Origin of the sequence: Burkholderia contaminans (assembly GCF_029633825.1) — a bacterium.
In the GTDB taxonomy this organism is placed as follows: Bacteria; Pseudomonadota; Gammaproteobacteria; order Burkholderiales; family Burkholderiaceae; genus Burkholderia; species Burkholderia contaminans.
On record NZ_CP090641.1, the window covers coordinates 1789608 to 1814222 of the forward strand.

The window sequence follows — 24615 nt, forward strand, 5'->3', positions numbered from 1 at the left end:
CCGCCGACGCGCGCACCGGTCAGTGCTTGCCGTCGGGCGCGCGGTGCTTGTACAGCACGTCCTGGTCGACGCGGATCAGGTTCTGCCCCGCATCGACGACGAAATCCACGCCGTTGTACGCGTTGCCCGTCAGCATCAGGATCGCGCTCGCGACGTCGTCCGGGCCCGCGATGCGCGCGAGCGGCGTCGATGCGCGGCTCGCGTGTTCGAAGTCGGCTTGCGTCTGGTCGTCGCTCGGCAGCATCAGCCCGGGGAACACCGCATTCACGCGCAGCACCGGCGCGGACGACAGCGCGAGCATCTGCGTGAGGTTGCCGAGCGCGGCCTTCGCGACCGTATAGCTGAAATGGTCGCGGTGAAAGTTTTCCTTGATCTTCTGGTCGACCACATTCACCACGACACCCTGCGTGCCGGTCGCGCGGGCCCGTTCGTAGAATGCGCGCGTGAGCAGGATCGGCGCGCGGCAGTTGACGGCCCACGCCTGGTCGAATGCCGCGAGGTCGAAGCTCGGGAAATGGTCCTGCCAGAACACCGATGCGTTGTTGACGAGCACGTCGAGGCGCCCGAAGCGCGCATACACCTGGTCGATCAGCGCGGTGATCTGCGCAGCGTCCGACAGGTCGGCCTGCAGCGCGACCGAATCGTGCCCGCGTTCGGCGATCGCGCGGGCCGCCGCCTGCGCGGCATCGGCCGAACGGTCGTAATGCACCGCGGTGCGATAGCCGTGCGCGGCGAAATACTCGGCGAACGCGCGCCCGGCCCGGCGCGCGGCGCCGGTCACGAGCACGACGGGCGCGTGCGCCGCTTGCTTCGTCTGCTCCATTACGTATTCGTCAGGTTGACTGAAGAAGGATTGGCGACGATCGACAGGAATTCGCGCCGCGTCGACGGATCGGTGCGGAACGTGCCGAGCATGCGCGACGTCACCATCTCGACGCCCGGCTTGTGCACGCCGCGCGTCGAGATGCACTGGTGCGCGGCTTCGAGGATCACGCCGACGCCCTTCGGCTGCAGCACGTCGAACAGCGTGTCGGCGATCTGCACGGTCATCTTTTCCTGGATCTGCAGGCGCTTCGCGAACGCGTCGACGAGGCGCGCGAGCTTCGAGATGCCGACCACGCGATGATTCGGCAGATACGCGACGTGCGCGCGGCCGATGATCGGCACCATGTGGTGCTCGCAGTAGCTCTCGAAGCGGATGTCCTTCAGCACGATCATTTCGTCGTAGCCGTCGACTTCGCTGAACGTGCGCGCGAGGATGTCGCGCGGCTCCAGCGCATAGCCGGCGAAGAACTGCTCATAGGCGCGCACGACCCGTGCGGGCGTGTCGACCAGGCCTTCGCGCGCGGGATCGTCGCCGGCCCAGCGCAACAGCACGCGAACGGCGTCTTCCGCTTCTTCACGGCTCGGGCGGGATGCGGCTGGTTCAGGCCGCGCGGACTTCTTTTTAGCCATCTATCTGCTCCATCGAATGCCGCCGCCGGGGCGGCGCGGAATCCGGGCATTGTTTCATGCTTTCGCGGGGCGCGTGTGCGGCTGGGGGCCCGCTCTTCGCGTGAACAGGCCCCGGCGCTCACTTCGGCCATTCGTCCTGTTCGTCGTTGAAGAGCGACGCGACGACGCCGCGCAGCCACGCGGTGCGCGGATCGTTGTGATACTTGCGATGCCAGTGCTGCTTCAGGTCGAAGCGCGGCAGCGCCAGCGGCGGCTCGACGGGCACGATGAACGCGTGCTCGGCCGCGTACGCATAGCCGATCGCATGCGGCACCGTCGCGATCAGGTCGGTGCGGCTCAGGATGAACGGCAGGCTCATGAAGTGCGGCGTCTCGAGCACCGCGCGGCGCTGCATGCGCTGCTTCGCGAGATATTTCTCCAGCACTTCCTGGCTGCGCCCTTCGGCGCGCACGACCGCGTGCCCGCAGCCGAGGAACTGCTCGACCGTGAATGGCGGCGCCTGCTCGAACGGATGGCCGCGCCGCATCAGGCACACGAACCGGTGCGTGAACAAGCGCTGCTGGAAGAAGTTGTTGCCGTCGAGATCCGGGAAGTAGCCCACCGCGAGATCGATCGAACCGGCTTCGAGGCCACGCCCGACTTCGTCGTGCGCGAGCGAGACCGAGCGCAGGTTCGCGTGCGGTGCGCGCGTCGCGAACGCCTGCAGCAGCTTCGGCAGGAACACGATCTCGCCGACGTCCGACAGCGCGATCGAGAACGTATGCGTGCTCGCGGCCGGGTCGAAGTCGTGCGGCGCGACGAGGCCGCGCTCGATCTGCGCGAGCGCGTCGCGCGCGGCCGGCAGCAGCGCGAGCGCACGCGGCGTCGGCTCCATCCCGCGCGACGTGCGCACGAACAGCGGATCGCCGAAGTACTCGCGCAGGCGGCCGAGCGCCGTGCTCACGCGCGGCTGGCTGACGCCGAGCAGGTCGCCCGCGCGGCTCACGTTGCGCGTGTCGTCGAGCGCGACGAGGTAGGGAATGAGGTTCAGATCGAGCGCATCCATCGCCAGGCCAGTATCGTCAAAACGTATACAACATATCTCCTGAATCGCGTTGCCGCATAGTCGGGAAAGCGCTCAAATGTGTTCGACGATTCGAATTAATGTTCAGGAGACGAACAATGCGCACCCAGGTCGCCATCATCGGCGCCGGTCCGTCCGGCCTTTTGCTTTCCCATCTGTTGCGCCTGCAAGGCATCGATTCCATCCTCGTCGAAGCGCGTTCCCGCGAATACTGCGAGAACCGCATCCGCGCCGGCGTGCTGGAGCAGGGGACGGTCGACACGCTGAACGAAGCCGGCCTCGGCGACCGGATGCGCCGTGAAGGGCTCGAACATCACGGCATCGAACTGCTGTTCTCGGGCCAGCGCCACCGCATCGACCTGTCCGAGCTGACCGGCGGGCGCGCGATCACCGTCTACAGCCAGCACGAAGTGGTGCGCGACCTGATCGCGGCCGGCGTCGAGCATGGCCACGCGATGCACTTCGAGGTAAGCGACGTCGCGTTGCACGACGTCGAAGGCGAGCACCCGTTCGTCACGTTCAAGCATGCCGACGGCCGCGAAGACCGCATCGACTGCGACTACATCGCCGGTTGCGACGGCTTTCACGGCATCGCGCGCCAGACGATTCCGGCGGAACGATTGAACACGTTCGAGCGCGTCTATCCGTTCGCGTGGCTCGGCATTCTCGCCGACGCGGCGCCGTCGCTCGACGAGCTCGTCTACGCGCATCACGACAACGGTTTCGCGCTGTTCTCGATGCGCTCGCCGACGGTCACGCGCCTGTACCTGCAGTGCAAGCCCGACGAAGACCTCACCGAATGGTCCGACACGCGGATCTGGGACGAATTGCACACGCGCTTCTCGAACGACACGGGCTGGACGCCGACCGAGGGCCGGATCACGCAGAAGAGCGTGACGCCGATGCGCAGCTTCGTGTCGGAGACGATGCAGCACGGGCGCCTGTTCCTTGCCGGCGACGCCGCGCACATCGTGCCGCCGACCGGCGCGAAGGGGATGAACCTGGCGGTGGCCGACGTCCGCGCGCTGTCCCGCGCGCTCGGTGCGCGCTACCGCAACGGCGACGCGACGCTGCTCGACACGTATTCCGCGACCTGCCTCGAGCGCGTGTGGCGCGCCGAGCACTTCTCGTACTTCATGACGAACATGCTGCATTCGTCGCCGGAAGACTCGCCGTTCGTCAATCGCCTGAAGTTTGCGGAGCTGAAATACGTGACGCGCTCGCGGGCCGCCGCGCAGGCACTCGCGGAAAACTACGTCGGGCTGCCGTTCGACGATGCGACACCCCCCGAGGCAACCCGCCTTGACAACGCGCTGTGCGCGACTCTATGATCGGCCCATCGTTCGCTAATCGAATCTCGGTTCGAATAGCGAACAAAACCGGGATCGACATCGGCCCCGGCGCGGCACGCGGCACGCGCGTGTCCCCTCGACAGGCCGCGCATCGAGCCGCGGGTTCGTATCAGGAAGAGACATGGTCAACAAGATTTTCGAATCGCTTCAGTCGGCGGTGGCCGACATCCACGACGGCGCGACAATCATGATCGGCGGCTTCGGCACGGCAGGCATGCCGTCCGAGCTGATCGACGCGCTGATCGAACAGGGCGCGCGCGACCTGACGATCGTCAACAACAACGCGGGCAACGGCGAAACCGGCCTCGCGGCGCTGCTGAAGGCGAAGCAGGTGCGCAAGATCATCTGCTCGTTCCCGCGCCAGAGCGATTCGCAGATATTCGACGGGTTGTACCGCGCCGGCGAGATCGAGCTGGAGCTCGTGCCGCAGGGCAACCTCGCGGAGCGCATCCGTGCGGCGGGCGCCGGCATCGGCGGCTTCTTCACGCCGACCGGCTACGGCACCAAGCTCGCGGAAGGCAAGGAAACGCGCGTGATCGACGGCAAGCCGTATGTGTTCGAGACGCCGATCCACGCCGATTTCGCGCTCGTGAAGGCTTACAAGGGCGATCGCTGGGGCAATCTCGTGTATCGCAAGACGGCACGCAACTTCGGGCCGATCATGGCCAGCGCCGCGAAGGTCGCGATCGTGCAGGTGTCGGAAGTCGTGCCGCTCGGCGCGCTGAACCCGGAACACATCGTGACGCCGGGCATTTTCGTCCAGCGCATCGTCGAGGTGCCGCAGGCCGCGCACGCGGCCGAGTTGGCCGCCGAACACGCCACGTCCCAAGCCGCCTGAACTTTGTATGGGACCGGAGTAAGCGCTGAAGCGCCAACTCCGGTCGACAGGAAACCGACATGAAACGACTGACCCGCGATGAAATGGCCAAGCGCGTCGCCCAGGACATCCCCGAAGGCGCGTACGTGAACCTCGGCATCGGCGTGCCGACGCTGGTGGCGAACCACCTCGACCCGAGCAAGGAGATCTTCCTGCACAGCGAGAACGGGTTGCTCGGCATGGGCCCCGCACCCGCGCCCGGCGAGGAAGACGACGAACTGATCAATGCCGGCAAGCAGCACGTCACGCTGCTTACCGGCGGTGCGTATTTCCACCACGCGGATTCGTTCGCGATGATGCGCGGCGGCCACCTCGACTACTGCGTGCTCGGCGCGTTCCAGGTTTCGGCGACCGGCGACCTTGCGAACTGGCATACGGGCGCGCCTGACGCGATTCCGGCGGTCGGCGGCGCGATGGACCTCGCGATCGGCGCGAAGCAGGTGTTCGTGATGATGGAGCACCTGACGAAGCAGGGCGAGAGCAAGATCGTCGCGCAGTGCTCGTATCCGGTCACCGGCGTGCAGTGCGTGAGCCGCATCTATACGGATCTCGCCGTGCTCGACGTGACGGCCGACGGCCTTGCCGTGAGCGAGATCTTCACCGACCTGTCGTTCGACGAGCTGCAGAAGCTGACCGGCGTGCCGCTGATCGACGCGACGCAAAAGGCCGCTGCCTGAACCGCGAGCGTGCCGGCGCGTGCGCTTGCGCGCAGGCCGGCACGCTTGGGTGGACAATAGGCGCACGCCGTTTCCCCAATCTGATGCCATGCTCGAAGACAGCGCCCGTCTGACCTCCCTCATCTGCGGCACCGAGCCGCTCAACCGGATCTGGTCGCCCCGCGCGACGATCCAGCGAATGCTCGACGTCGAAGCCGCGCTCGCGCGTGCGCTCGCCGCGCAGCAGGTGATTCCCGCCGCCGCGGTTGCGCCGATCGAACGCGCGTGCGATGCGAGCCGGCTCGATGCCGACGCGCTCGCGCACGGCGCGGCGCTCGGCGGCAATCTCGCGATTCCGCTCGTCAGGCAGCTCACCGCGCAGGTGAAGGCCGACGACCCCGAGGCCGCGAAGTTCGTGCACTGGGGCGCGACGAGCCAGGACATCATCGATACCGCCACCGTGCTGCAGTTGCGCGACACGCTCGACGTGCTCGAGCCGATGCTCGACGAAGCATGCGCATCGCTCGCGGCGCTCGCGCGCACCCATCGCGCGACGCCGATGATCGGCCGCACGTGGCTGCAGCAGGCGCTGCCGATCACGCTCGGCCTGAAATTCGCGCAATGGCTCGATGCGTTGCTGCGCCATCGCGCGCGCTTCGCCGAGTTGCGCGAGCGTGCGCTCGTGCTGCAGTTCGGCGGCGCGGCCGGTACGCTCGCGAGCCTGCGCGAGCAGGCGGCCGGCGTCACGGCCGCGCTGGCGGCGGACCTGAAGCTCGCGGCGCCGGCCGTGCCGTGGCACACGCAGCGCGACCGCATTGCGGAAGCCGCATCCTGCTTCGGGATGCTGACGGGCACGCTCGGCAAGATTGCGCGCGACGTGTCGCTGCAGATGCAGACCGAAGTCGGCGAGCTCGGCGAGCCGGCCGCCGCCGGCAAGGGCGGCTCGTCGACGATGCCGCACAAGCGCAACCCGGTCGGCTGCGCAGCCGTGCTGACGGCCGCCGTGCGCGCGCCGAACCTCGTCGCGACGGTGTTCGCGGGCATGGTCCAGGAACACGAGCGCGCGCTCGGCGGCTGGCAGGCCGAGTGGGATGCACTGCCCGATCTCGCGCGCCTGACCGGCGGCGCGCTGGCGCAGATCGCGCAGATCGTCGCGGGCCTCGACGTGAACGCCGAACGCCTGGCCGCGAACCTCGACCTGACCCGCGGGCTGATTCTCGGCGAAGCGGTGATGCTCGCGCTCGGCGACAAGATCGGCCGGCTCGACGCGCATCACGTCGTCGAACATGCGTCGAAGGAAGCCGTACGTACCGGTGCGACGCTGTTCGACGTGCTCGCCGCCGATGCGACCGTGTCGGCCCACCTGTCGCGCGACGCGCTCGCGCGGCTGCTCGATCCCGCTCATTACGTCGGCGAGGCGCAGGCCTACGTCGACGCCGTGCTCGCGCTGCATGCGGGCGCGCAATCACCAGGAGAACATTGATGCCTTTCGCCACTGTCAACGGCGTGAAACTGCATTACCGGATCGACCGTGCGGCACGCGACGACGCGCCGTGGCTCGTCTTCTCGAACTCGCTCGGCGCCGACCTGCAGATGTGGGCGCCGCAGATCCGTCCGCTCACGCAGCATTTCAACATCCTGCGCTACGACACGCGCGGCCACGGCCATTCCGACGCGCCGGCCGGTTCGTACACGATCGAGCAGCTCGCCGGCGACGTGATCGGCCTGCTCGACCACGTCGGCATCGCACGCGCGCATTTCTGCGGGATTTCGATGGGCGGGCTGACGGGTGCTGCGCTGGCCGCACGCTTCCCGTCGCGCATTGTTCGCGCGGTGCTGTCGAACACCGCCGCGAAGATCGGCTCGCCGGAAGTGTGGGCGCCGCGGGCGCAGAAGGCGCGTGCCGAAGGGATGGCCGCGCTCGCCGACGCCGTGCTGCCGCGCTGGTTCACCGACGCGTTCGTCGAACGTGAGCCGCGCCTGTTCGATGCGATCCGCGACACCTTCGTGCATACCGACAAAGACGGCTACGCGGCGAACTGCGACGCGCTGAACGCAGCCGACCTGCGCGAAGAGGTGAAAGGCATCGCGCTGCCGGTGCTCGTCGTGACCGGCGCGAAGGACATGTCGACGCCGCCCGACCAGGGCCGCGCGCTGGCCGCCGCGATTCCGGGTGCGCAGCACGTCGAATTCGACGCCGCGCATATTTCGAACATCGAGTGCACCGACGGCTTCAACCGCGCGCTGCTCGATTTCCTGACCGCGTGAGGCACCGGCGATGGACGACCAGGAACGTTATGAAGCAGGGATGAAGGTGCGCCGCGCGGTGCTCGGCGACGCGCACGTCGACCGTTCGCTCGAGAACCGCACCGAGGTGACCGACGAATTCCAGAACCTGATCACGCGCTATGCATGGGGCGAGATCTGGACGCGCGACGGCCTGCCGCGCCATACGCGCAGCCTGCTGACCATCGCGATGATGGTGGCGCTGAACCGCGGCGAGGAACTGGCGCTGCATCTGCGCGCCGCGCGCAACAACGGCGTGACGCGCGACGAGATCAAGGAAGTGCTGCTGCAGACCGCGATCTATTGCGGCGTGCCGGCTGCGAACTCCGCGTTCCATCTCGCGGACAAGATCTTCAAGGAGCAGGATGCGGCCGGTTAAGTACCGGGTGTAGTCCGAGCTTGGGTCGAGGCACGCTGATGGTGGCGGGCCTCGACGATGAATGAACGTGCCGGCAGAGCATCGGCGCGCGGCGCACCGGATGGCCGGTGCGCGAATAAAGGCAAGACGTGGTTCCGAGGCCGCGTCGCTTGTATATGTCAGGAGACTAGCGATGAATCGCACACCCGTGGTCGATGTCCAGACCTTCATCAACGAGCAGCCGTTCGGCGGTTTTCAATGGCTCGTATTCCTCATGTGTTTCGTGATCGTGCTGCTCGACGGCTTCGATACGGCTGCGATCGGCTTCATCGCGCCGTCGCTGCTCGGCGAATGGAACCTCACCAAACCGGATCTCGCACCGGTGCTGAGCGCCGCGCTGTTCGGCCTCGCGTGCGGCGCGCTCGTGTCGGGCCCGCTGTCCGACAAGCTCGGGCGCCGCTCGCTGCTGCTCGGCTCGGTGTTCCTGTTCGGCGTCGCATGCCTGATGTCCGCATTCTCGACGACCATCGGGCACCTGACGATCCTGCGTTTCATCACCGGCGTCGGACTGGGCGCGGCGATGCCGAACGCGGTCACGATGATGGGCGAGTTCTGCCCGGACAAGCGCCGCGCGACCGTGATCAACCTGATGTTCTGCGGCTTCCCGCTCGGCGCCGCGTTCGGCGGTTTCCTCGCCGCATGGATGATTCCGCATTTCGGCTGGCGCAGCGTGCTGATCCTCGGCGGCGTGACGCCGCTGCTGCTCGGCGTGCTGTTGCTGCTGAAGATGCCGGAATCGGTGCGCTTCATGGTCGCCAACAACCACGCGGTCGACAAGGTTCGCGCGACGCTCGCGCGCATCTCGCGCGACGCGCTGAACGCCGGCTCGTTCGCGCTGACGGAAGCCGCGCCGCAGACCGGCGGCAAGGGCCTCGGCGTCGTGCTGTCGCGCTCGTACATCGTCGGCTCGGTGATGCTGTGGCTCGCGTACTTCATGGGCCTCGTGATCTTCTACGCGTCGATCAACTGGATGCCGATCCTGCTGAAGGATGCCGGGCTGACGCCGAAGAGCGCGACGCTGATCTCCGCGCTGTTTCCGCTCGGCGGCGTGGGCGCCGTGCTGTGCGGTGTGCTGATGGACCGCTTCAACGCGAACCGTGTGATCGCCGTGTGCTATGCGCTGACGGCGGTGAGCGTCTATGCGATCGGGCAGGCGGCCGGCAACGTCGGGCTGCTCGTGCTGGTCGTGTTCGTGGCCGGCGTGCTGATGAATACCGCGCAATCGTCGATGCCGGCGCTTGCCGCCGCGTTCTATCCGACCGAAGGGCGTGGCACGGGTGTCGCGTGGATGCTCGGCGTCGGCCGCTTCGGCGGGATTGCGGGATCGTTTCTCGTCGCCGAGCTGACGCGCCGGCACTTCTCGTTCGCGGGCGTGTTCGCGACGATCGCCGTCGCGGGCTTGCTCGCGTGTGTCGCGCTGCTGATCAAGCAGATGGCGCGGCCGCATGGCGTGACGCAGCCGGCAGGCAAGATCGAATCGCTCGGGCATTGAGCGAAGCGCGGGCCGGTGCGATGCGCCGGCCCGCCGCTACGGCGGCCGTCGGGCCGCCGGCTATTCCTCCGTGTCGTGTTCCCTCACGAAAGTGCGCAGATACGCGCGCAGCGCGGCCTCCCGGCCGCGATGATCGGCGAGGTTCGCGGCGCCCATGTCTTCCTCTTCACCGAACATCGTCGGCGGCGCGCTGTAGATGCCGATCTCGATGTCCTCGCGCAGCACGCGAATCTCGTGCGTGAGCGGGTGATACTCGGCGATCCAGTGCATCCCCTCGATGTGTTCGCCCGCCCTCAGCAATGGCTTCATCGACACTCTCCCGGCAGCAGCGGCGCAACCGGCGAAACGGTTGGGCGCGCCCGTAACAAAAGGGTACGCCTGCATCGGGCGAATCTCAACGGGCGCGCGGTGAGCGCTCACTACGCAAGTAGGTGCGCGACCAGCGGGTACAGCGACAGGATCAGCAGCGCGGCCATCGTCATGTTGAACATGCGCAGCGCGCGCGGGTTCGACAGGAAGCGGCGCAGGCCGAGGCCGAAAGCGGCCCACAGGCAGATGCACGGGAACCCGATCAGGATGAACACGACGGCCATCCATGCGGCGTTCATCCCGTAGTCGGCGGACAGGCGGACCGTCGTCGCGGCGGTCAGCACCATCATCCAGGCCTTCGGGTTGATCCACTGGAACGCGGCGGCTTCGATGAACGTCATCGGACGCGGCTTGCCGCCGTGCGCCTTCACTTCGCCCGACGTGCCGATGCGCCACGCGAGGTACAGCAGGTACGCGACGCTCGCCGCTTCGAGGATCGTGTACAGCACCGGCATGCGCTTGAACGCTTCGCCGAGGCCGAAGCCGACGCAGAGCATCAGGATCGCGACGCCGATGCTGATGCCGAACAGGTGCGGCATGGTGCGGCGGAAACCGAAATTGACGCCGGATGCGAGCAGCATCGTGTTGTTCGGGCCGGGCGTGATCGACGTAACGAGCGCGAACAGCATGCCGGCGGGCAATGCGCTGAGGGTGAGGAATTCCATCGCGGATTCTCCATTCGGTTCTGGACTGGGATGGAGGTCAGTTTAGCGACGGTTTTCTGTACAGTACCGGTACAGTTTTATGGATGGATGCCGGTACGGGGAAGGTGCTTGGGATGATGTCACGGTGCTACTGTTGTTAATTTTTGGACTTCCGCGTCGGCCCCCTCTCCCTCCCCGTGAGCCCGCCTTCCGCGGAATCCCGCCAGACGAACGCAACCAGATCCACTTCGACCGCAGCGTATCGAGGCAGCCGGAATGCGCTCACTGACGTTCTGGCGTGTACGCCCGCTTCGCCGAACACGGAATACACCACCTCCGATGCGCCATCGGCGACGGCACTGTGTTCTTCGAATGCAGGGTCGCTTTGCATGTAGACGCCGATGCGCGGAACGGCCCGGACCCGGTCGAGGGTGCCGAGTGAGCGTTGCAATAGCGCGATGCAGCGAGCGGCACAGATCATCGCGCCGCGCCGGCCACTGTCCACCGACACGTCCGACCCGATCAAACCGCGAACGGCGATTTCGCCGTTGAGCTTCGGAATCTGTCCACTGACGAAGATCTGGTTGTCACAGCGCACGAGCGGCGCGTACCGCCCGGCCGCACCCAAGTCCTCGTCCACGGCGAGTCCCAGCGCATCGGCAATGCCGCGGAATATCGCGTCCCGGTTCGTGTCGATCGTCTCCGTTTCGTCGTCCGGCGCCGCGGCATTCATTGATACCCCGGCGGGCAATCGCGGGAGGCGTCCGTTGAGTGCGCGATCGCGTGGCTGCCATACGCAACAGCCGCCGCGTCCCAGCCGACGTCGATGTGCGATGCCATGACCTGCAGGTCGCGCCAGTGACGTTGTGCAGGATGGGCGTCAAATGCCGCGGCGGTGCCCATGCTGCCGATCAGTCGCCGGATCGCGTCGACGCAAAGCTGCGCGATGAATGCGCGATCCCGCCTGATGCGGACCGTCTCGGCAGGCGACACCGCGCGCCGCGCGATGCCGGCCATGTGCAAGGTGCGGACCAGCGCGTCGTAGAGACGGCCCGCGCAGGCGAGCTCCGCGTCGCTTTTCGCGATGTGCGCGCAAAGCACCGCATCGCCGCTTCTACCGCGGTTGCGGAGCGCATCGATGCAGTGCCGGTACGCGCCCTGTGCGCAGCCCAGAATCGGTCCGATGATCCAAGTCGTGCTGTAAGGGATGAGCGGCACGTCGTACAGATACGCGTCGGGATGCAGGTCGGCGCCGGCGGGATGCGGGCCAAAATAGTTCGAACGAGGGAAGACCCACTCGTCCGATACGTGCAGCTTGTCGAATGCAATATCCCTGGAACCTGTCGCGCGCATCCCGGACACGTGCCATGTGTCGAGCACACGGACATCTTCGCGTCGAACCACGACCTTGAAGATCTCCTGGGCCTCCGGTGCGTCCGTCCCGCTGAGTCGTGCCGAGACGATCACCCAGGTGGCGTGATCGATGCCCGAGCTATAGCGCCAGATGCCGTTCAACCGGAATCCGCTGCCGTCCCTGACGAACGTGCCGTTCTGGACCGTGGCCGTCGCGAACAGCTGTCGTGGCCCGTTCGCGAAGATGATGTCCTGACAGGCGGCGGGCAGGCGCGCCGCAGTCGTCACATGTCCGCCGACGACACTCAACATCCAGGCCGTGGACGCGCACGCGGTGGCCGCGAGTCGCGCAGCTTCGACGAGTGTCGGAAAGTCCTTCTGCAATCCGCCGTAGCGGCGCGGTGTCAGCAGGTGGAGGAGCCCGGCGTCGTGCAGCTCGGCCATTGTCTCGGGCGACAGGCGCGCGAGCTGATCGGCCGCCTGTGCGCGAGCCTGCCAGCGCGGGAGCAGTTGTTCGATGCGCCGTCCGATCTGCGTGCGTTCGAGCTCGAGCCCGTCCACGCATGACCGGATCGTATCCATTGACGGGAGGTCATCATGCAGCTGCATCACGTCGCGTCTCCTCGCGGCCCGGCCACTCTGCGCGGTACGGGATGCTCGAAGCAGAACACGGGCTCGATGCAGGGTTCGCCGAGCAGCGAGACGAATGCCTCGATCGATCGTGCGTCGTTGGACGCGACGAACTCGTGGAAATTGGTCCCGTTCCAGAGCAGATAGACATGTTCGAACTGCTCGTGGATCGACGCGACGAGCGTATCGAATGTCACCTGTCCGTTTTGCATCTGCGAAAGCATCTGGTTGCGCTTCCAGTCGATTTCCTCGCGGCTGAAGTAATGGCTCTTGTGCCGTTCGTCCTTGACGCGCTCGCGCTTGTCGTACTCGTCGAGCGAATCGCAGTTGAGCTTCTCGAGGAAGAAGATCAATCCGTTCGGCTTGAGCAGGCGCGCGACATGACGAATCTGGTCCGCGCGATCCACGCCATAGAACTGAAACGCGGCAGTCTCGTAGATGTAGTCGAACGTGCCGGAGAAGCGGTCGAGGCGCGCATGCTCCCGGAACAGCCGAGGGGTGACGTGGGCGAATGCCTGCGGGTGGAACGCCGAGAAGTCGTGATTGGCGAACCGGTTGAACGTCGTTTCGTTGGCCGGATTGGGCGAGTTCGTGAAAGTGCGGATCAGGCCGTTCGATCGTTTTGCCAGCGTTCTGCCGTTGGTGCCGTCGAAGGCATCGACTTCGTAAAACTCGAAGTGCTGATCCGCGTGCTGCCTGCGACGCTCGGCATACCGCGTGAGCGCGACGCCGACGCGCGACATTTCCTCCAGTATGGCCGGCACGCTGGCAAGAAAATGCGTGAATAGCGGCCCGGCTTCGGCGACCATCAGGTCGTGATAGGCAAGCACGTCCGGATCGCGCAGCAAATGGCGAATGCGGCTCGCGACCGATTGCTTCGGCACCTGCGTCGCCCCCGTCGCGAGGCTGTGAAAATAGTTTGCCATCCGGATCATCGGCGCGCTTTCCAGGTATTGCTCCGCGCCGTCCTCGATTCCGCTTGACGTCATGGTTGACCTCTTTGCATGTGGTATCAGTTCAAACCTTGGGCGGACACCTTGCCGCCGAACGATCTTGGCAACGCTCGCAGAAAGTCGATGCTTGCCGGAACCGAGGCGGAATCCAGATGGCGGCGACAATGATCGAGCAGCTCGATTGCATTGGCCGCGGATGTCGCAGCCGGAACGACATAGGCTTTGGGGACGCGTGCGCCGTCAGACCGGGAAACCGGTACGACGAGCGCTTCCGCAACGGATTCGTGGTCGAGCAATACCCGCTCGACGGCGCGCGGATTCACCGGCACGCCGTCTCGATCGAACAGGTCGCCCTTCCTGCATTGAAAGAACAGGAATCCGTCCTCGTCCATCGCGAACAGATCACCGGTCATGAACACGCGCAATTCACCGAAACATCCTGTGCGAATGACGCGGGCGGTATCGCTTTCGCGCCCCCAGTATTTCTCCATCAGCAGATCGCCGGCTACCGCCAGTTCACCGACCTGCCAGGGCTGGACCACGAGCGCATTGTCGTGGCCGACGAGGTAGGTTCTGATGCCCGGAATGGCTTTGCCGACCGAGCCGATACGTCGATCGAGTTCGGCGGGCGGCAGGTAGGCGATGCGTTTGCACTCGGTCGAACCGTAGTTGCAGTAGATCAGGACAGCCGGCAGCGCACGCCTGATCAGGCGAATGTAATTGCCGGGCAACGCTTGTCCGCTGGTCGAGACATACCGCAGCGATTGCAGTCTCGAGGCAGGCAGGTCGCCCGATTCGCACAGACGGAAAAGCGCCGGCGGAAACACGTGCAGGCCGGTTACGCCGTGTCGCTCGATGAGGTCGACGATGGCGGCGGCCGACGCGGGCAACGCCGTCTCGACCACGGCACGGCCCCCGAACAGCAGCGGCATGACCGTGTTGTAAAAGCCGTAGTCCGAGCTCAAGCCCGGGGAGAAACTGAGCACGATGTCGCGTTCGCTATTGGCGAGATAGCCGGAGACCGAGCGGAACGCGGCAATCATATTCCGGTGCGTGACGAGCACGCCCTTCGAATCGCCGGTCGAGCCGGATGTGTAGAAGATCGTTGCGGCGTCATCCATGCAGGGATTGTCCGCTTCGGATGCGCCGTCGGTCGCGAAGCAGACGACATATTTCGACAGGTCGCCGCGGGTCGCGTCGATCGTGACCGCGCGATGACGGGATGCGACGCGGGGCGAGGTCGATCGCGATGCCACGAGCGCGCTGGCGCCGCAATCCGCGATATGCCGCTCCAGTTCGGCGGTGTCGATCGTGTGCCTGATGCAGGCCAGTACGCATCCTGCCTTCAGGATGCCGAATGCAGCCGCCACCGCATGCACGGACGTCTCCGAATAGAGCGCGACGCGCGCGCCGGCGGGAATGCCGAGACGGTGAAGCGTATCGGCTATCGTCGACATCACGTCCAGCAATTCGCCGTAGGTCGCCGGACGCCCGTCGACCACCAGCGCGACTTTGTCTCGACGACTGCTCGCGCTGCGCTCGAAATACTGCGGGAATCGTTCGATCATGGCATCAGCCTTCATGCGAGGATACCGACGCCGACGAGGGGCTATGGTCTTTTCGAATGCGGTGCGCGAGCGAGACCAGCAACCCGAGGCAACCCATGCACACGGACAGCACCATGATCACCGTGTCGGGTCCGAAACGCGTCGAGAACACGCCTACCGCGACGCCCGCGAGCGGCTGTGTCATGTTGTTGAGGAGGATGACGACGCCCGTCGTCTTGCCGTAGTCGCGCGCGGGGATGATCTTTTGCCGCGTGCTCCGGATGTACACGTTGAACATCTTGTCGAACCCGACGATCAGCAGGAAGCCAAAAACGTAGCCCCCGATTCCCGGGCTGGCTGCCGCGATAACACCGCCGACACAGATCGAAGCGAAGCCGACGAAGCCGAGGATGCGCCTCGGGACATGCAATCTCGCCGTCATCAGCAGAATCGCGATCGTCACGCACGCGCCTGCCGTTTGCAGTCCTGCGTAATAGCGTCCGCTTTCGTGATGAAAGCCGGTGACCATCGCGGCGGATGTCGCGAGCGTGACGCCGATCACGAGATTCTCCGCGGCAGCCAGCATGATGACGGCCTTGAGGCCCGGGAGATGGACGACGTGAGACAAGGCCGTCCTGATCGGCTTGAACCAGGTGCCGTGCGTGCCTTCCGGCATCGCGAATTCGAACGCGCTGGCCTTTTGCCAATAGGCGAGCGCGACGTCGGCTGTGACGAACAGCACGGCCGCGGCCGCCACGACGAATTCCCAGCGCCACCAGGACAGCAGGATCGCCGCGAGCATGGGGCCGAGCACCAGGCCAAGCTGGTCGGCCAATTGCGAATACGACAGCACTTTTTCGAAGTGGTGGCTGCTGAATATCTGCGGCAGCATCACCTCGCGTGCAACGATGCCCTGACTCGTCAGCATGCCGCACAACGCGGACAGCGCGATCAGCCATCCGATGCCGCCGACGAGGTCGTAGGCGGCGACGCCCGCGACGCATACCGCCGCACGGAGAACCTGGCTGACGCGCATCAGTTTCGTGGGCGAATATCGGTCGCAAAGCGCGCCGAGAAACGGGAAGCACAGGTATCTCGGCAGTGTTTCGAGCGAAAACGCGATGCCCGACCAGGACACGCGCCCTGTCATCTGAAAGATGACCAGCGGCACGAGGAACAACAGAATCTGGTCGGCGAGGCGGGCAAGGAAAAGAGAATGAAAAAAGGCTTGATGCTGGGCACGCACGAACGGTCACCTTTCTTTTGCACGGAGCACGCGATGCATGCGCGCTCCTGCGGACGTTGCCGGGAGGGCCGGTACCTCGGGGCCTCCCGGAATGAGCGTATCGAGCCTCAGTAAGCGGATGCTTCTGCAGACTCCAGGTTATGCCGTTCGTGTCCCTTGAGCGGGGGATTGAAGACGCTGACAAGCACCAGATCCCCGTCTTTGCCGCCGCGCAGGTAATGCTGGTCGTGTTGATCGAGCACGTAGATGGTGCCCGGGCGGATCGGAAAGACGTTACCGTTCATGTCCTCGACCTCGCCTTCGCCTGCAATGCAATAACAGGCTTCGAGATGGTTGCGGTATTGCAGCAGCGATTCCGTACCCGCGCGCACCACCGTATGGCACACGCCGTAGCCCATGCCGTCCTTTTCCGTCAACAAGCGATGGCTCGTGCCGGATCCCCATTCGACAAGCAGTCCATCTTTTTCGACATCTCTCAGGTTCCTGACAAACATATTCGCACTCCTTTCTTTTGTGTAAGAAATTATTATCCTGCTCTCGGCGGAAGCGAAGCCACGAAAAAGAAAGCCAGTTCCCGTAACGGAATGGCCGGCTAAATCATGTAGTTTTTCAACATTAACCGCAGATGGCGTGGCTGGTCAAGCGTGGGATATGCGGGAATTTCGGGGGATTATGTAAATCTATTGGGGTAGTGGTGGGGGCGTGTCTGGTGATTGGTAGTGTAGTTTTTCTACATTTTCGTCGATTGCCTGGCTTTCAAAGCTGTCTTGATGAGGGGTGTTTTCATAGTTTGGGAAGGGTTGAATGTTCCATCTTCGATGGATTGTATTGAACCTGGCATTTTTGCGAGCTGCTTGATCCTTCAGTAATCGAATCGATGGTGTCGGATGGATTTCCATTTTGTGCTCGGATCATGAGTTGTGTTGAATTTTTGGACCGGCGTCACCAGCCGCTCGAGCCGTATTTCAGCCTGGCGTGACGGCGAGGCCGTCCGTGCGCATGCCCGGCATGGACGGGTATCGAGAGGTCGCCGGATGAGCCGCGTTCCGGCGCATGCACCGGCGACGACGCGCGCTACCAGGCCGCCGCCACCCGCACCTTCGAACACTTGAACCACAGCCTCACGGCCCCGACGCCGCCCGCGACCGGAATCCGCGGCAGCAGAAACGGATCGTCGTTCGTACCGGCACATCCGCGCCGGGTCGTCGTCGCGTTGCCGTATCCGGCAGCAATGACCTGATCGCGCACGCGCGCATCCAGATCGCCGTACGGGTAGCAGAACGACTCGACCGGCTGGCCGCCGAACGCCTCGAGCCGCCGCTTCGATTCGATGATCTGAACTTCCGCAACATGCGCCGGCACGTGCGACAGCGCGACGTGATCGAGCGTATGCGAGCCGATTTCATGGCCGTGATCGCGCCAGGCGAGCATGTCCGCGCACGTCATCAGCGGCGAGCGGGCTGTATCGGCACCCGCATCCCAGTCGTTCTCGCGGCCGAACCGGCCGGCGACGAAGTAGCAGGTCGCGGTGAAGCCGAGCGCGTCGAGCACGGGCATCGCATGCGTCAGCACGTTGAGAAAGCCGTCGTCGAACGTAATGCCGAAGACCTTCCCGCTGCGCTCGCCGCGCAGGTACGGCTGCAGTTCGCGCACGCTCACGCCGCGATAGCCGAGCCGCCTGAACAGCATCATCTGGCGGCGGAACGCATCGGGCGCCACGCTCAGGCTGCGCAGCCGGTCGGTCGGCGGCGGCAGCGTGCGGACCTGGTGGTACATCAGGATCGGGTAGCGCGTGGCGGGCAGCAGCATGAGCGGGTCGCGGGAACGGGAAGTTACGCGGCCTTGCGGAAGATCCGCAGGGTCTTGAAGTCGCCGATTTCGACGAAGTCGGCATTCGCCGCCCATTGCTCGATGATCGGCTCGGCCTTCCGGTACGCCGACGAGCCCTTGTAGAACAGCAGGTGGCCTTCGCGTGCGGTGTGTCGTGCGAACAGGTCGAGCACTTCGGCGTCGGTCTTCGCGCCGTAGCGGCTGTTCGTCTCGTCGCGGAATTCGCACAGATGGAACAGCGTGACGACGTCGAAGGCCGGCAGCAGGTCCGAGTTGCTCGTATAGATATCGCCGAAATAGGCCAGATAGGTCTTGCTCACCTCCGGTTGCCGCGTGACGAGATCGACGTACGACTTGTATTCCTTCGGCGACGCCGTCACGCCGAAGACTGTGTTGTTCAGGTGCGGCCGCGCGCATTCCACGCCGACATGATGATGGCCGCCGGTGCCGAAGTGATAGATGCGGATGCCGTTGAGGCACGCGGCTTCCAGCCATTCGACGAAGTGCACGTCACACGGGCACTCCTGCGTGCGCAGATCCCAGTACTTCTTCCAGATGTTCATTGCCATTAAACGGACCTCAAGGATGTCACCCGACGATTGGGGTTGTGGCGAATCGATTTCTGATAAACGAACAGCGTCGCGTCGATGAATCGTTCGAACGAGAATTCGCGCTTGCCCTTCAGCCGCGCGCTGCGTCCCATCGCGCGCAAGCACGCGGGTTCGCGCACGATCGCGCGCAGGATTTCCCCGATCGCTTCGGGCTCGCGCGGCGGGACGACCCAGCCGTCCACGCCCGGCTCGACGTTCTCGGGCAGCCCGCCCACGCGCGTGACGATCGCGGGGCAGCCGAGCGACATCGCTTCGCGGCACGCATACGACAGGCTCTCGTGGTACGACAGCACGAACGACACGTCGATGATCGAGAACGGCGCGCGCACGTCGTCGAGGCGGCCGGTGAACGCGGTGCGCGCGGCCATGCGGTGCAGCGCGATCTGCTCGCGCTGCTCGGCGGTCGGCTCCGCGCCGACCAGCAGCACGCGAAACCGCTCGCGCTCGTGTTCGGGCAGGCGGCCCAGCGCCGCGATCAGGTCCATCCAGCCCTTCTCCGGCGCGGTGCCGGCGCTGCTGCCCAGCACGATCGCGTCCGCGGCGGACGGCCCGAACAACGCGATCTTGCGGCGCCGGATTTCGTCACTGGCGAGGCGCTGCGCGGCCTGCCGGCGCACGCCGTGCTTCACGACCGTGACGTTTCCGTACGGTGACCGCAGCGCGAGCATGCCCGCCACGTAGTCGCTGACCGCGATCGTGTGATCGGTGGCGAGGCGTGCGCGCAGCACGTTGCCGAAGCTGTCGGCGCGATAGGTGTTGTGTTTGGTGAGCACGACGGCGGGCCGATACCGGCAGCCGAGCAGCGCGAGCATCACCTGCCGGTGATCAGCGGAGCCGTTCACATGGATGACGTCGAAGCGCTCGGCGACGATCCGCTGGCGCAGCCGGACGATTTCCTGCCACAGCCGGTTCCAGCGCGGCTTGAATTCCATGTCGAAGATGGCCACGTCGGGGCTGTCCTTCAACAGCCGCGACAGGCGGCTGCCTTCCGGCGACGCGACGGTTACGCGATGATGCCGGCTCATCGCGGCGGCGAGATCGCGGACGTAGGTGTCCTGGCCGCCGCCGTAGTCGCCGTGGAAGTTGGTATACAGAATGTTCATCACGATGCCGCCTTTCCTCGATCATTCATTGGGCAGGACTGCTGAGAAAATGAGCGCGTCCGCCTGTTGAAAGCAATGACTCGAACCTGGTCCCGCGTTGTCGATGCGGAATCGCGCATCGACGCCCGGGCAGGGCGTCACCGCGAATCGTTTCAAAATATTACAGAAGCATTACGTGCCGTAGTGTCAATGTCTGCGCATCTTTGTGAGGATGTGTCGCGATCGTTCACGGTCTCGTCACGCAATGCGGTGCTGCCGGGGAGGAGGGGGCCGGTGGCGCGGTTTGCCGTCGCCGGGCGGCGCGTGAACTGTGGCAAGCCCGGCGCGACCGGCAATGTGGCCCGATTACCCGCCTGGTCGCGCAGGAAGCGGGCTGGATCGCGACAAAACCCGACTTTTCGACGACATCCGGACGGAGATCAACGCGGGCGACTTTCAGATTTGAAAGCAGGGAGGCCATTTGCGTTAGAATGCCCCCCCTTGTCCGCCGTGGCGATCGCCAAAGGCGGGCTTGTCGCACCCAGAGAGACGTGGGTTTCGATTCGTAGCCGGGCGCGGAAGATGTGCCAGCCGTTAGCAACATACGCTTTGTGATTTGGATTACTAATGAAGAAGAAGCACAACATCACCAAGTACATCGTTGTCGCGATGATTCTTGGAATCGCAGTGGGTTACGCCTGTCATAGCGCGTTTCCCGACCCGAACATGGCGAAGGAGGTCGCCGGCTACGTATCGTTGCTGTCCGACATATTCCTGCGCCTGATCAAGATGATCATCGCGCCGCTGGTATTCGCGACGCTGACCGTCGGCATTGCGCAGATGGGCGACGGCAGCGCGGTCGGCCGCGTCGGCGTCAAGGCGTTCGGCTGGTTTTTCATCGCGTCGTTCACGTCGTTGCTGCTCGGCCTGCTGACCGCCACGATCCTGCAACCGGGCAGCCATCTGAGCCTGCCGCTGCCGGCGTCCGATGCGTCCCTTGGCCTGAAGACGGGCGCCTTCACGCTGAAGGATTTCGTGGTCCACCTGGTGCCGAAGTCGATCGCGGAAGCGATGGCGAACAACGAAATCCTGCAGATCGTCGTCTTCTCGATCTTCTTCGGCACGGCGCTGTCCGCGCTCGGCGAGTCGGGCAAGCGCCTGACCGGCGTGATCGACGATCTCGCGCAGGTGATGCTGAAGGTAACGGGCGCGGTGATGTGGTTCGCGCCGGTCGCGGTGTTCGCGGCGCTGGCGTCGACGATCACGACCCAGGGGCTCGGCATCCTGCTCACGTTCGCGAAGTTCATGGCGAGCTTCTATCTGGCCCTGGCGCTGCTGTGGGGCGTGCTGACGCTCGCCGGCGTGACGTTCCTCGGCAAGCGTGCGTTCACGCTGATCCGGCTGATCCGCGAGCCGTTCCTGCTGTCGTTCGCGACGGCGAGCTCCGAAGCCGCGTATCCGAAGCTGCTGGACGCACTCGACCGCTTCGGCGTGAACCGCAAGATCTCGAGCTTCGTGCTGCCGATCGGCTATTCGTTCAACCTCGACGGCTCGATGATGTACTGCACGTTCGCGGTGCTGTTCATCGCGCAGGTGTACGGCATTCATCTGCCGCTGGGCACGCAAATCACGATGCTGCTGATGCTGATGGTCACGTCGAAGGGGATGGCGGGCGTGCCGCGCGCGTCGCTGGTCGTGATCGCGGCGACGCTCAACCAGTTCAACATGCCCGAAGCCGGGTTGCTGCTGATCATGGGCGTCGACATGTTCCTCGACATGGGGCGCTCGGCCACTAATGCGGTCGGCAACTCGATCGCGGCGGCCGTGGTCGCGAAGTGGGAAGGGCAGCTCGACGATCCGCGCGACGACAACGATCCGGACAATGGGCGCGCGATGAAGGTGAAGGTGCCGGAGACCTCGGCATCGGCATGACGTGCGGCAGTGCGGCAGCGCAGCGATAGTGGCGCGTTGCCTGCTTCCCGGTAATGAATAATCGCCGGCCTGGATTCGAAACGGATTCAGGCCGGCGATTTGTTTTGGGGCGATGATTCCGTCTTGAATTCAGGCGTTTTCCCTCGATTCCCTGATTCCCCGATTGATACTTGGCGCTCGCCGTTTCAATCCGCAGCCGTTGAACACGCGGCGATATTCCCGCAAACGGGCACGCGCCTGATTTTCCCGATCTCCGATTCGACGTGTAAGTGACCATTCACTGTCGTGCAGTCGCGCTTGCCGTCTGCGTGCTTGGGTGCGACGGTCGATACCATCAAAGCTGAATCCGAGAAAAGCGCAATGGCGCGAACGATTCGCAATTTTTTTCCATTTATATAACGCTATTCTCGCGCTGCGCATTATCGAACGCATGCTGCACGTAATACCGACTGCGCCGGATGATTCAGGGGAAGAATTTACGCATCATGGTTTTCAAGCCATCCGGCCGGCCCTTCATGTGAATGTTCGCACCATTCAGGAGAGCATCCGTCATGGTCGCCAGACAACGATTTCAGGCTGCGCTTCTCGCCGCGGCGATCGCCGCGATGACCCCCGCCGTTCACGCAGGCAACACCACCGACTGGCTGGCGAATACGTACGGCACGCTCGCGGCCCACGTCGGCAACGTCGCGCGCGCGATGTGGGTCGCGCCCGAAGGCGTGATCTATACGGCGTCGATGTGGGACGAGGACGAAGGCGGCATCGCGATCTACCAGAACGGCAAGAGCGTCGGCTCGATCGGCACGCACTCGGAGTTCCAGGGCAGCGCGATCACCGGTAACGCGACGTCGTTGTTCGTCGCGCTGCAGCCCGGCAAGACGTACGGCAGCGGCGCGGTGGGGCGCTACAACCGCGCGACGAAGTATCGCGACCTCGTCATCCAGGTCAGTGCGGCGACCAATCAGCCGCGCATCGACGTCGTCACCGGGCTCGCGACGGCCGGCTCGCTGCTCTATGCGAGCGATTTCTACGGCAATCGCGTGCGCGTGTTCACCACCGACGGCGTGTGGCAGCGCGACATCAGGGTATCGGCGCCCGGCGCGCTCGCAGTGGATGGCACGGGCAACGTGTGGGTCGCGCAGAAGAGCGCGGGCACGATCGTCGGCTTCAGCCCGGCCGGTGCGCTGCTGAACACGATCCGGATGCCGACCGGGTCGCAGCCGTCGGCGCTGGTTTTCGATGCGGCAGCCGGCCAGCTGCTGGTGGGCGACGAAGGCCCGGACCAGAACATCAAGCGCTATACGGTGGCGGGCCGGCCCGCGCTGGCCGGCACGTTCGGCGTGCGCGGCGGCTATCTTGACACGACGACGGGCATCAAGGGGCAGGTCGGTGCGCAGCGCTTCACGCGCATCGTCGGGCTCGGCAAGGACACCGGCGGCAATCTCTATGTGCTCAACAATCCGTGGGGCGGCAGTTGGGATCTCGGCCGCAACGGCGCGACCGACATTCACGCGTACAGCAGCACCGGCAGCCTGCGGTGGACGCTGCAGTCGCTGAACTTCGAAGGGATCGCCGCACCGGACCCGGTTACGGACGGCGCGCTGTTCTACGGGGGCACACATGTGTACAGCGGCAGCGCGGGCGGCAAGTTCGTCGCGAACACGGTCGATCCGTTCACGTATCCGGCCGATCCGCGCATCAACATGAGCGATACGCAACGCGACGAGCATTTCGGGTTGCTCACGTCGGTGGGCGCGAACCGGATTCTCGTCGCGGCGGGCCAGAATCCGCCCGTCTTCACCTTCTTCCACTTCAACGCGGCGAACGGTTATATCGCGATTCCGGACGGCTCGATCCCGGGCCCCGCGTTCAATACGACGCGGCGCGTGACGAGCGGCTTCAGCATCGACAGCAAGGGCGGCGTGTGGGCCGGCCTCGACAAGACCGGCGCGATTACCCACTACCCGCTGACCGGTTTCGACGCGAGCGGCAAGCCGTCGTGGGGGCCGGGCGTCGCGACCCGCGTGCCCGACAGCATCCAGCCGCTCACGCGCATCGTCTATCTCGCGGACAGCGACACGATGGTGCTCGCGCAGGGCGCCATCGGGAGCAACGACTGGACGTCGATCGGCACGCGCATCGAGGTGTATCACGGCTGGAGCGCAGGCAATACGACGAAGCCCGACCCGGTGATCACGCTGCCGCACAGCGGCGCGAAATCGATCGACGCGGTGGGCAACCATCTGTTCGTCGGCTACTGGTTCAGCAGCAGCGGGCCGCTGTGGCCGAACGTCGACGCGTTCAACCTCACCACCGGCAATCTCGACACCACGCTGGTCAATGCGAGCCCGGCGACCGTCGATACCAGCAGCGCGATCGACGCGATGTACAGCATTCGCGCATACCGCCGGTCGAACGGCGAGTACGTGGTGATGAAGAACAACGTGAAAGGGAACAGCATCACCGTGTACCGGTGGACGCCCTGACGTTGATGACGCATGCGCGGCCGCCTCGACCACGGTCGGCGGCCGCGCTCGCGAAACCATGATGTGATTCATCGTGACTCCGCGGGATTTCCATCGCGTTTCCACACAATTTCCACATCACGCGTTCGTAATGACCGGCGTGCGCAACGCGCGCCGCACCGCCCGCCGGGCGGCTGTCCTGAACCTCCCGACACGGAAAACCCGATACGGGCACAATGACAGCGGCGTCGGCGGCACCGCGCGTGCGCACGACGATGAACCGAATCGACTGAATGGTTGCACCGGCGCATTGCCGCGCCGGTGAATTTGCGCGGCAACCCCTGCCGCGTTTTT

23 protein-coding genes are annotated in these 24615 nt (G+C 65.0%); 9 read left to right on the plus strand and 14 right to left on the minus strand.

The window, feature by feature from the left end; genetic code table 11:
- Window positions 1-19: 19 nt before the first annotated feature.
- The 3 genes from LXE91_RS25705 to LXE91_RS25715 form a co-directional block, all read right to left on the minus strand.
- On the minus strand, window positions 20-823 hold the full coding sequence (locus LXE91_RS25705; protein WP_039344497.1) for an SDR family oxidoreductase: 804 nt from the start codon (window positions 821-823) through the stop codon (window positions 20-22).
- On the minus strand, window positions 823-1455 hold the full coding sequence (gene folE / locus LXE91_RS25710; protein WP_039344494.1) for a GTP cyclohydrolase I FolE: 633 nt from the start codon (window positions 1453-1455) through the stop codon (window positions 823-825). Before folE ends, LXE91_RS25705 begins: the two co-directional genes overlap by 1 nt.
- A gap of 118 nt (window positions 1456-1573) precedes the next feature.
- Window positions 1574-2500: a LysR family transcriptional regulator gene (locus LXE91_RS25715; protein WP_039344491.1), complete on the minus strand. Its 927-nt coding sequence runs from the start codon at window positions 2498-2500 to the stop codon at window positions 1574-1576.
- A gap of 116 nt (window positions 2501-2616) precedes the next feature.
- On the opposite strand from LXE91_RS25715, the gene pobA reads away from it, so the two are divergent.
- The 7 genes from pobA (at window position 2617) to LXE91_RS25750 (ending at window position 9599) form a co-directional block, all read left to right on the plus strand.
- Complete coding sequence (gene pobA, locus LXE91_RS25720; RefSeq protein ID WP_039344488.1) at window positions 2617-3849, plus strand: 4-hydroxybenzoate 3-monooxygenase; 1233 nt, start codon at window positions 2617-2619, stop codon at window positions 3847-3849.
- Between the two features lie 142 nt (window positions 3850-3991).
- Entirely contained in the window at window positions 3992-4708 is a 717-nt protein-coding gene (locus LXE91_RS25725; RefSeq protein ID WP_039344485.1) for a 3-oxoacid CoA-transferase subunit A, read from the plus strand.
- Window positions 4709-4767: 59 nt separating this feature from the next.
- Window positions 4768-5424 (plus strand): CoA transferase subunit B, encoded by a 657-nt coding sequence (locus tag LXE91_RS25730; protein WP_034189746.1) that lies wholly within the window; start codon window positions 4768-4770, stop codon window positions 5422-5424.
- Between the two features lie 88 nt (window positions 5425-5512).
- On the plus strand, window positions 5513-6886 hold the full coding sequence (locus LXE91_RS25735) for a 3-carboxy-cis,cis-muconate cycloisomerase (protein WP_039344477.1): 1374 nt from the start codon (window positions 5513-5515) through the stop codon (window positions 6884-6886).
- Window positions 6886-7671: a 3-oxoadipate enol-lactonase gene (gene pcaD, locus LXE91_RS25740; protein ID WP_039344475.1), complete on the plus strand. Its 786-nt coding sequence runs from the start codon at window positions 6886-6888 to the stop codon at window positions 7669-7671. The genes LXE91_RS25735 and pcaD overlap by 1 nt, the downstream gene beginning before the upstream one ends.
- Before the next feature lie 10 nt (window positions 7672-7681).
- Window positions 7682-8068 (plus strand): 4-carboxymuconolactone decarboxylase, encoded by a 387-nt coding sequence (gene pcaC, locus LXE91_RS25745; RefSeq protein WP_034206288.1) that lies wholly within the window; start codon window positions 7682-7684, stop codon window positions 8066-8068.
- A 172-nt stretch (window positions 8069-8240) separates the two neighbouring features.
- Window positions 8241-9599 (plus strand): MFS transporter, encoded by a 1359-nt coding sequence (locus LXE91_RS25750; protein ID WP_039344466.1) that lies wholly within the window; start codon window positions 8241-8243, stop codon window positions 9597-9599.
- Window positions 9600-9659: 60 nt separating this feature from the next.
- On the opposite strand, the gene LXE91_RS25755 is transcribed toward LXE91_RS25750, so the two are convergent.
- The 11 genes from LXE91_RS25755 to LXE91_RS25805 all read right to left on the minus strand — a co-directional run bounded on the left by LXE91_RS25755 (window position 9660) and on the right by LXE91_RS25805 (window position 19885).
- Window positions 9660-9908, minus strand: a complete 249-nt coding sequence (locus LXE91_RS25755; protein WP_039344463.1) for a hypothetical protein — start codon at window positions 9906-9908, stop codon at window positions 9660-9662.
- A gap of 110 nt (window positions 9909-10018) precedes the next feature.
- On the minus strand, window positions 10019-10633 hold the full coding sequence (locus tag LXE91_RS25760; protein WP_039344460.1) for a LysE family translocator: 615 nt from the start codon (window positions 10631-10633) through the stop codon (window positions 10019-10021).
- A gap of 136 nt (window positions 10634-10769) precedes the next feature.
- Window positions 10770-11345 (minus strand): RidA family protein, encoded by a 576-nt coding sequence (locus tag LXE91_RS25765; protein WP_063779173.1) that lies wholly within the window; start codon window positions 11343-11345, stop codon window positions 10770-10772.
- Complete coding sequence (locus LXE91_RS25770; protein ID WP_174990627.1) at window positions 11342-12574, minus strand: acyl-CoA dehydrogenase family protein; 1233 nt, start codon at window positions 12572-12574, stop codon at window positions 11342-11344. The genes LXE91_RS25765 and LXE91_RS25770 overlap by 4 nt, the downstream gene beginning before the upstream one ends.
- Window positions 12574-13584 carry a hypothetical protein gene (locus tag LXE91_RS25775; protein ID WP_039344457.1) on the minus strand — a complete coding sequence of 337 codons (1011 nt, stop codon included), beginning with the start codon at window positions 13582-13584 and terminating at the stop codon, window positions 12574-12576. Before LXE91_RS25775 ends, LXE91_RS25770 begins: the two co-directional genes overlap by 1 nt.
- 23 nt (window positions 13585-13607) lie before the next feature.
- On the minus strand, window positions 13608-15131 hold the full coding sequence (locus tag LXE91_RS25780) for a class I adenylate-forming enzyme family protein (RefSeq protein ID WP_198113740.1): 1524 nt from the start codon (window positions 15129-15131) through the stop codon (window positions 13608-13610).
- The gene (locus LXE91_RS25785; protein WP_039344451.1) at window positions 15121-16341 is read right to left on the minus strand and encodes an MFS transporter; all 1221 of its coding nucleotides are present in this window, start codon (window positions 16339-16341) and stop codon (window positions 15121-15123) included. Before LXE91_RS25785 ends, LXE91_RS25780 begins: the two co-directional genes overlap by 11 nt.
- Before the next feature lie 107 nt (window positions 16342-16448).
- Complete coding sequence (locus LXE91_RS25790; protein WP_039344448.1) at window positions 16449-16835, minus strand: ectoine synthase; 387 nt, start codon at window positions 16833-16835, stop codon at window positions 16449-16451.
- A 580-nt stretch (window positions 16836-17415) separates the two neighbouring features.
- Entirely contained in the window at window positions 17416-18150 is a 735-nt protein-coding gene (locus LXE91_RS25795) for a polysaccharide deacetylase family protein (RefSeq protein WP_039344437.1), read from the minus strand.
- A 23-nt stretch (window positions 18151-18173) separates the two neighbouring features.
- Window positions 18174-18740 (minus strand): hypothetical protein, encoded by a 567-nt coding sequence (locus LXE91_RS25800; protein ID WP_223274434.1) that lies wholly within the window; start codon window positions 18738-18740, stop codon window positions 18174-18176.
- Complete coding sequence (locus LXE91_RS25805; RefSeq protein WP_039344434.1) at window positions 18740-19885, minus strand: glycosyltransferase; 1146 nt, start codon at window positions 19883-19885, stop codon at window positions 18740-18742. Before LXE91_RS25805 ends, LXE91_RS25800 begins: the two co-directional genes overlap by 1 nt.
- Window positions 19886-20491: 606 nt before the next feature.
- On the opposite strand from LXE91_RS25805, the gene LXE91_RS25810 reads away from it, so the two are divergent.
- Both LXE91_RS25810 and LXE91_RS25815 read left to right on the plus strand, forming a co-directional pair.
- Entirely contained in the window at window positions 20492-21796 is a 1305-nt protein-coding gene (locus LXE91_RS25810; protein ID WP_039344431.1) for a dicarboxylate/amino acid:cation symporter, read from the plus strand.
- Window positions 21797-22347: 551 nt separating this feature from the next.
- Window positions 22348-24282: an SMP-30/gluconolactonase/LRE family protein gene (locus LXE91_RS25815; RefSeq protein ID WP_039344428.1), complete on the plus strand. Its 1935-nt coding sequence runs from the start codon at window positions 22348-22350 to the stop codon at window positions 24280-24282.
- Window positions 24283-24615: the final 333 nt, after the last annotated feature.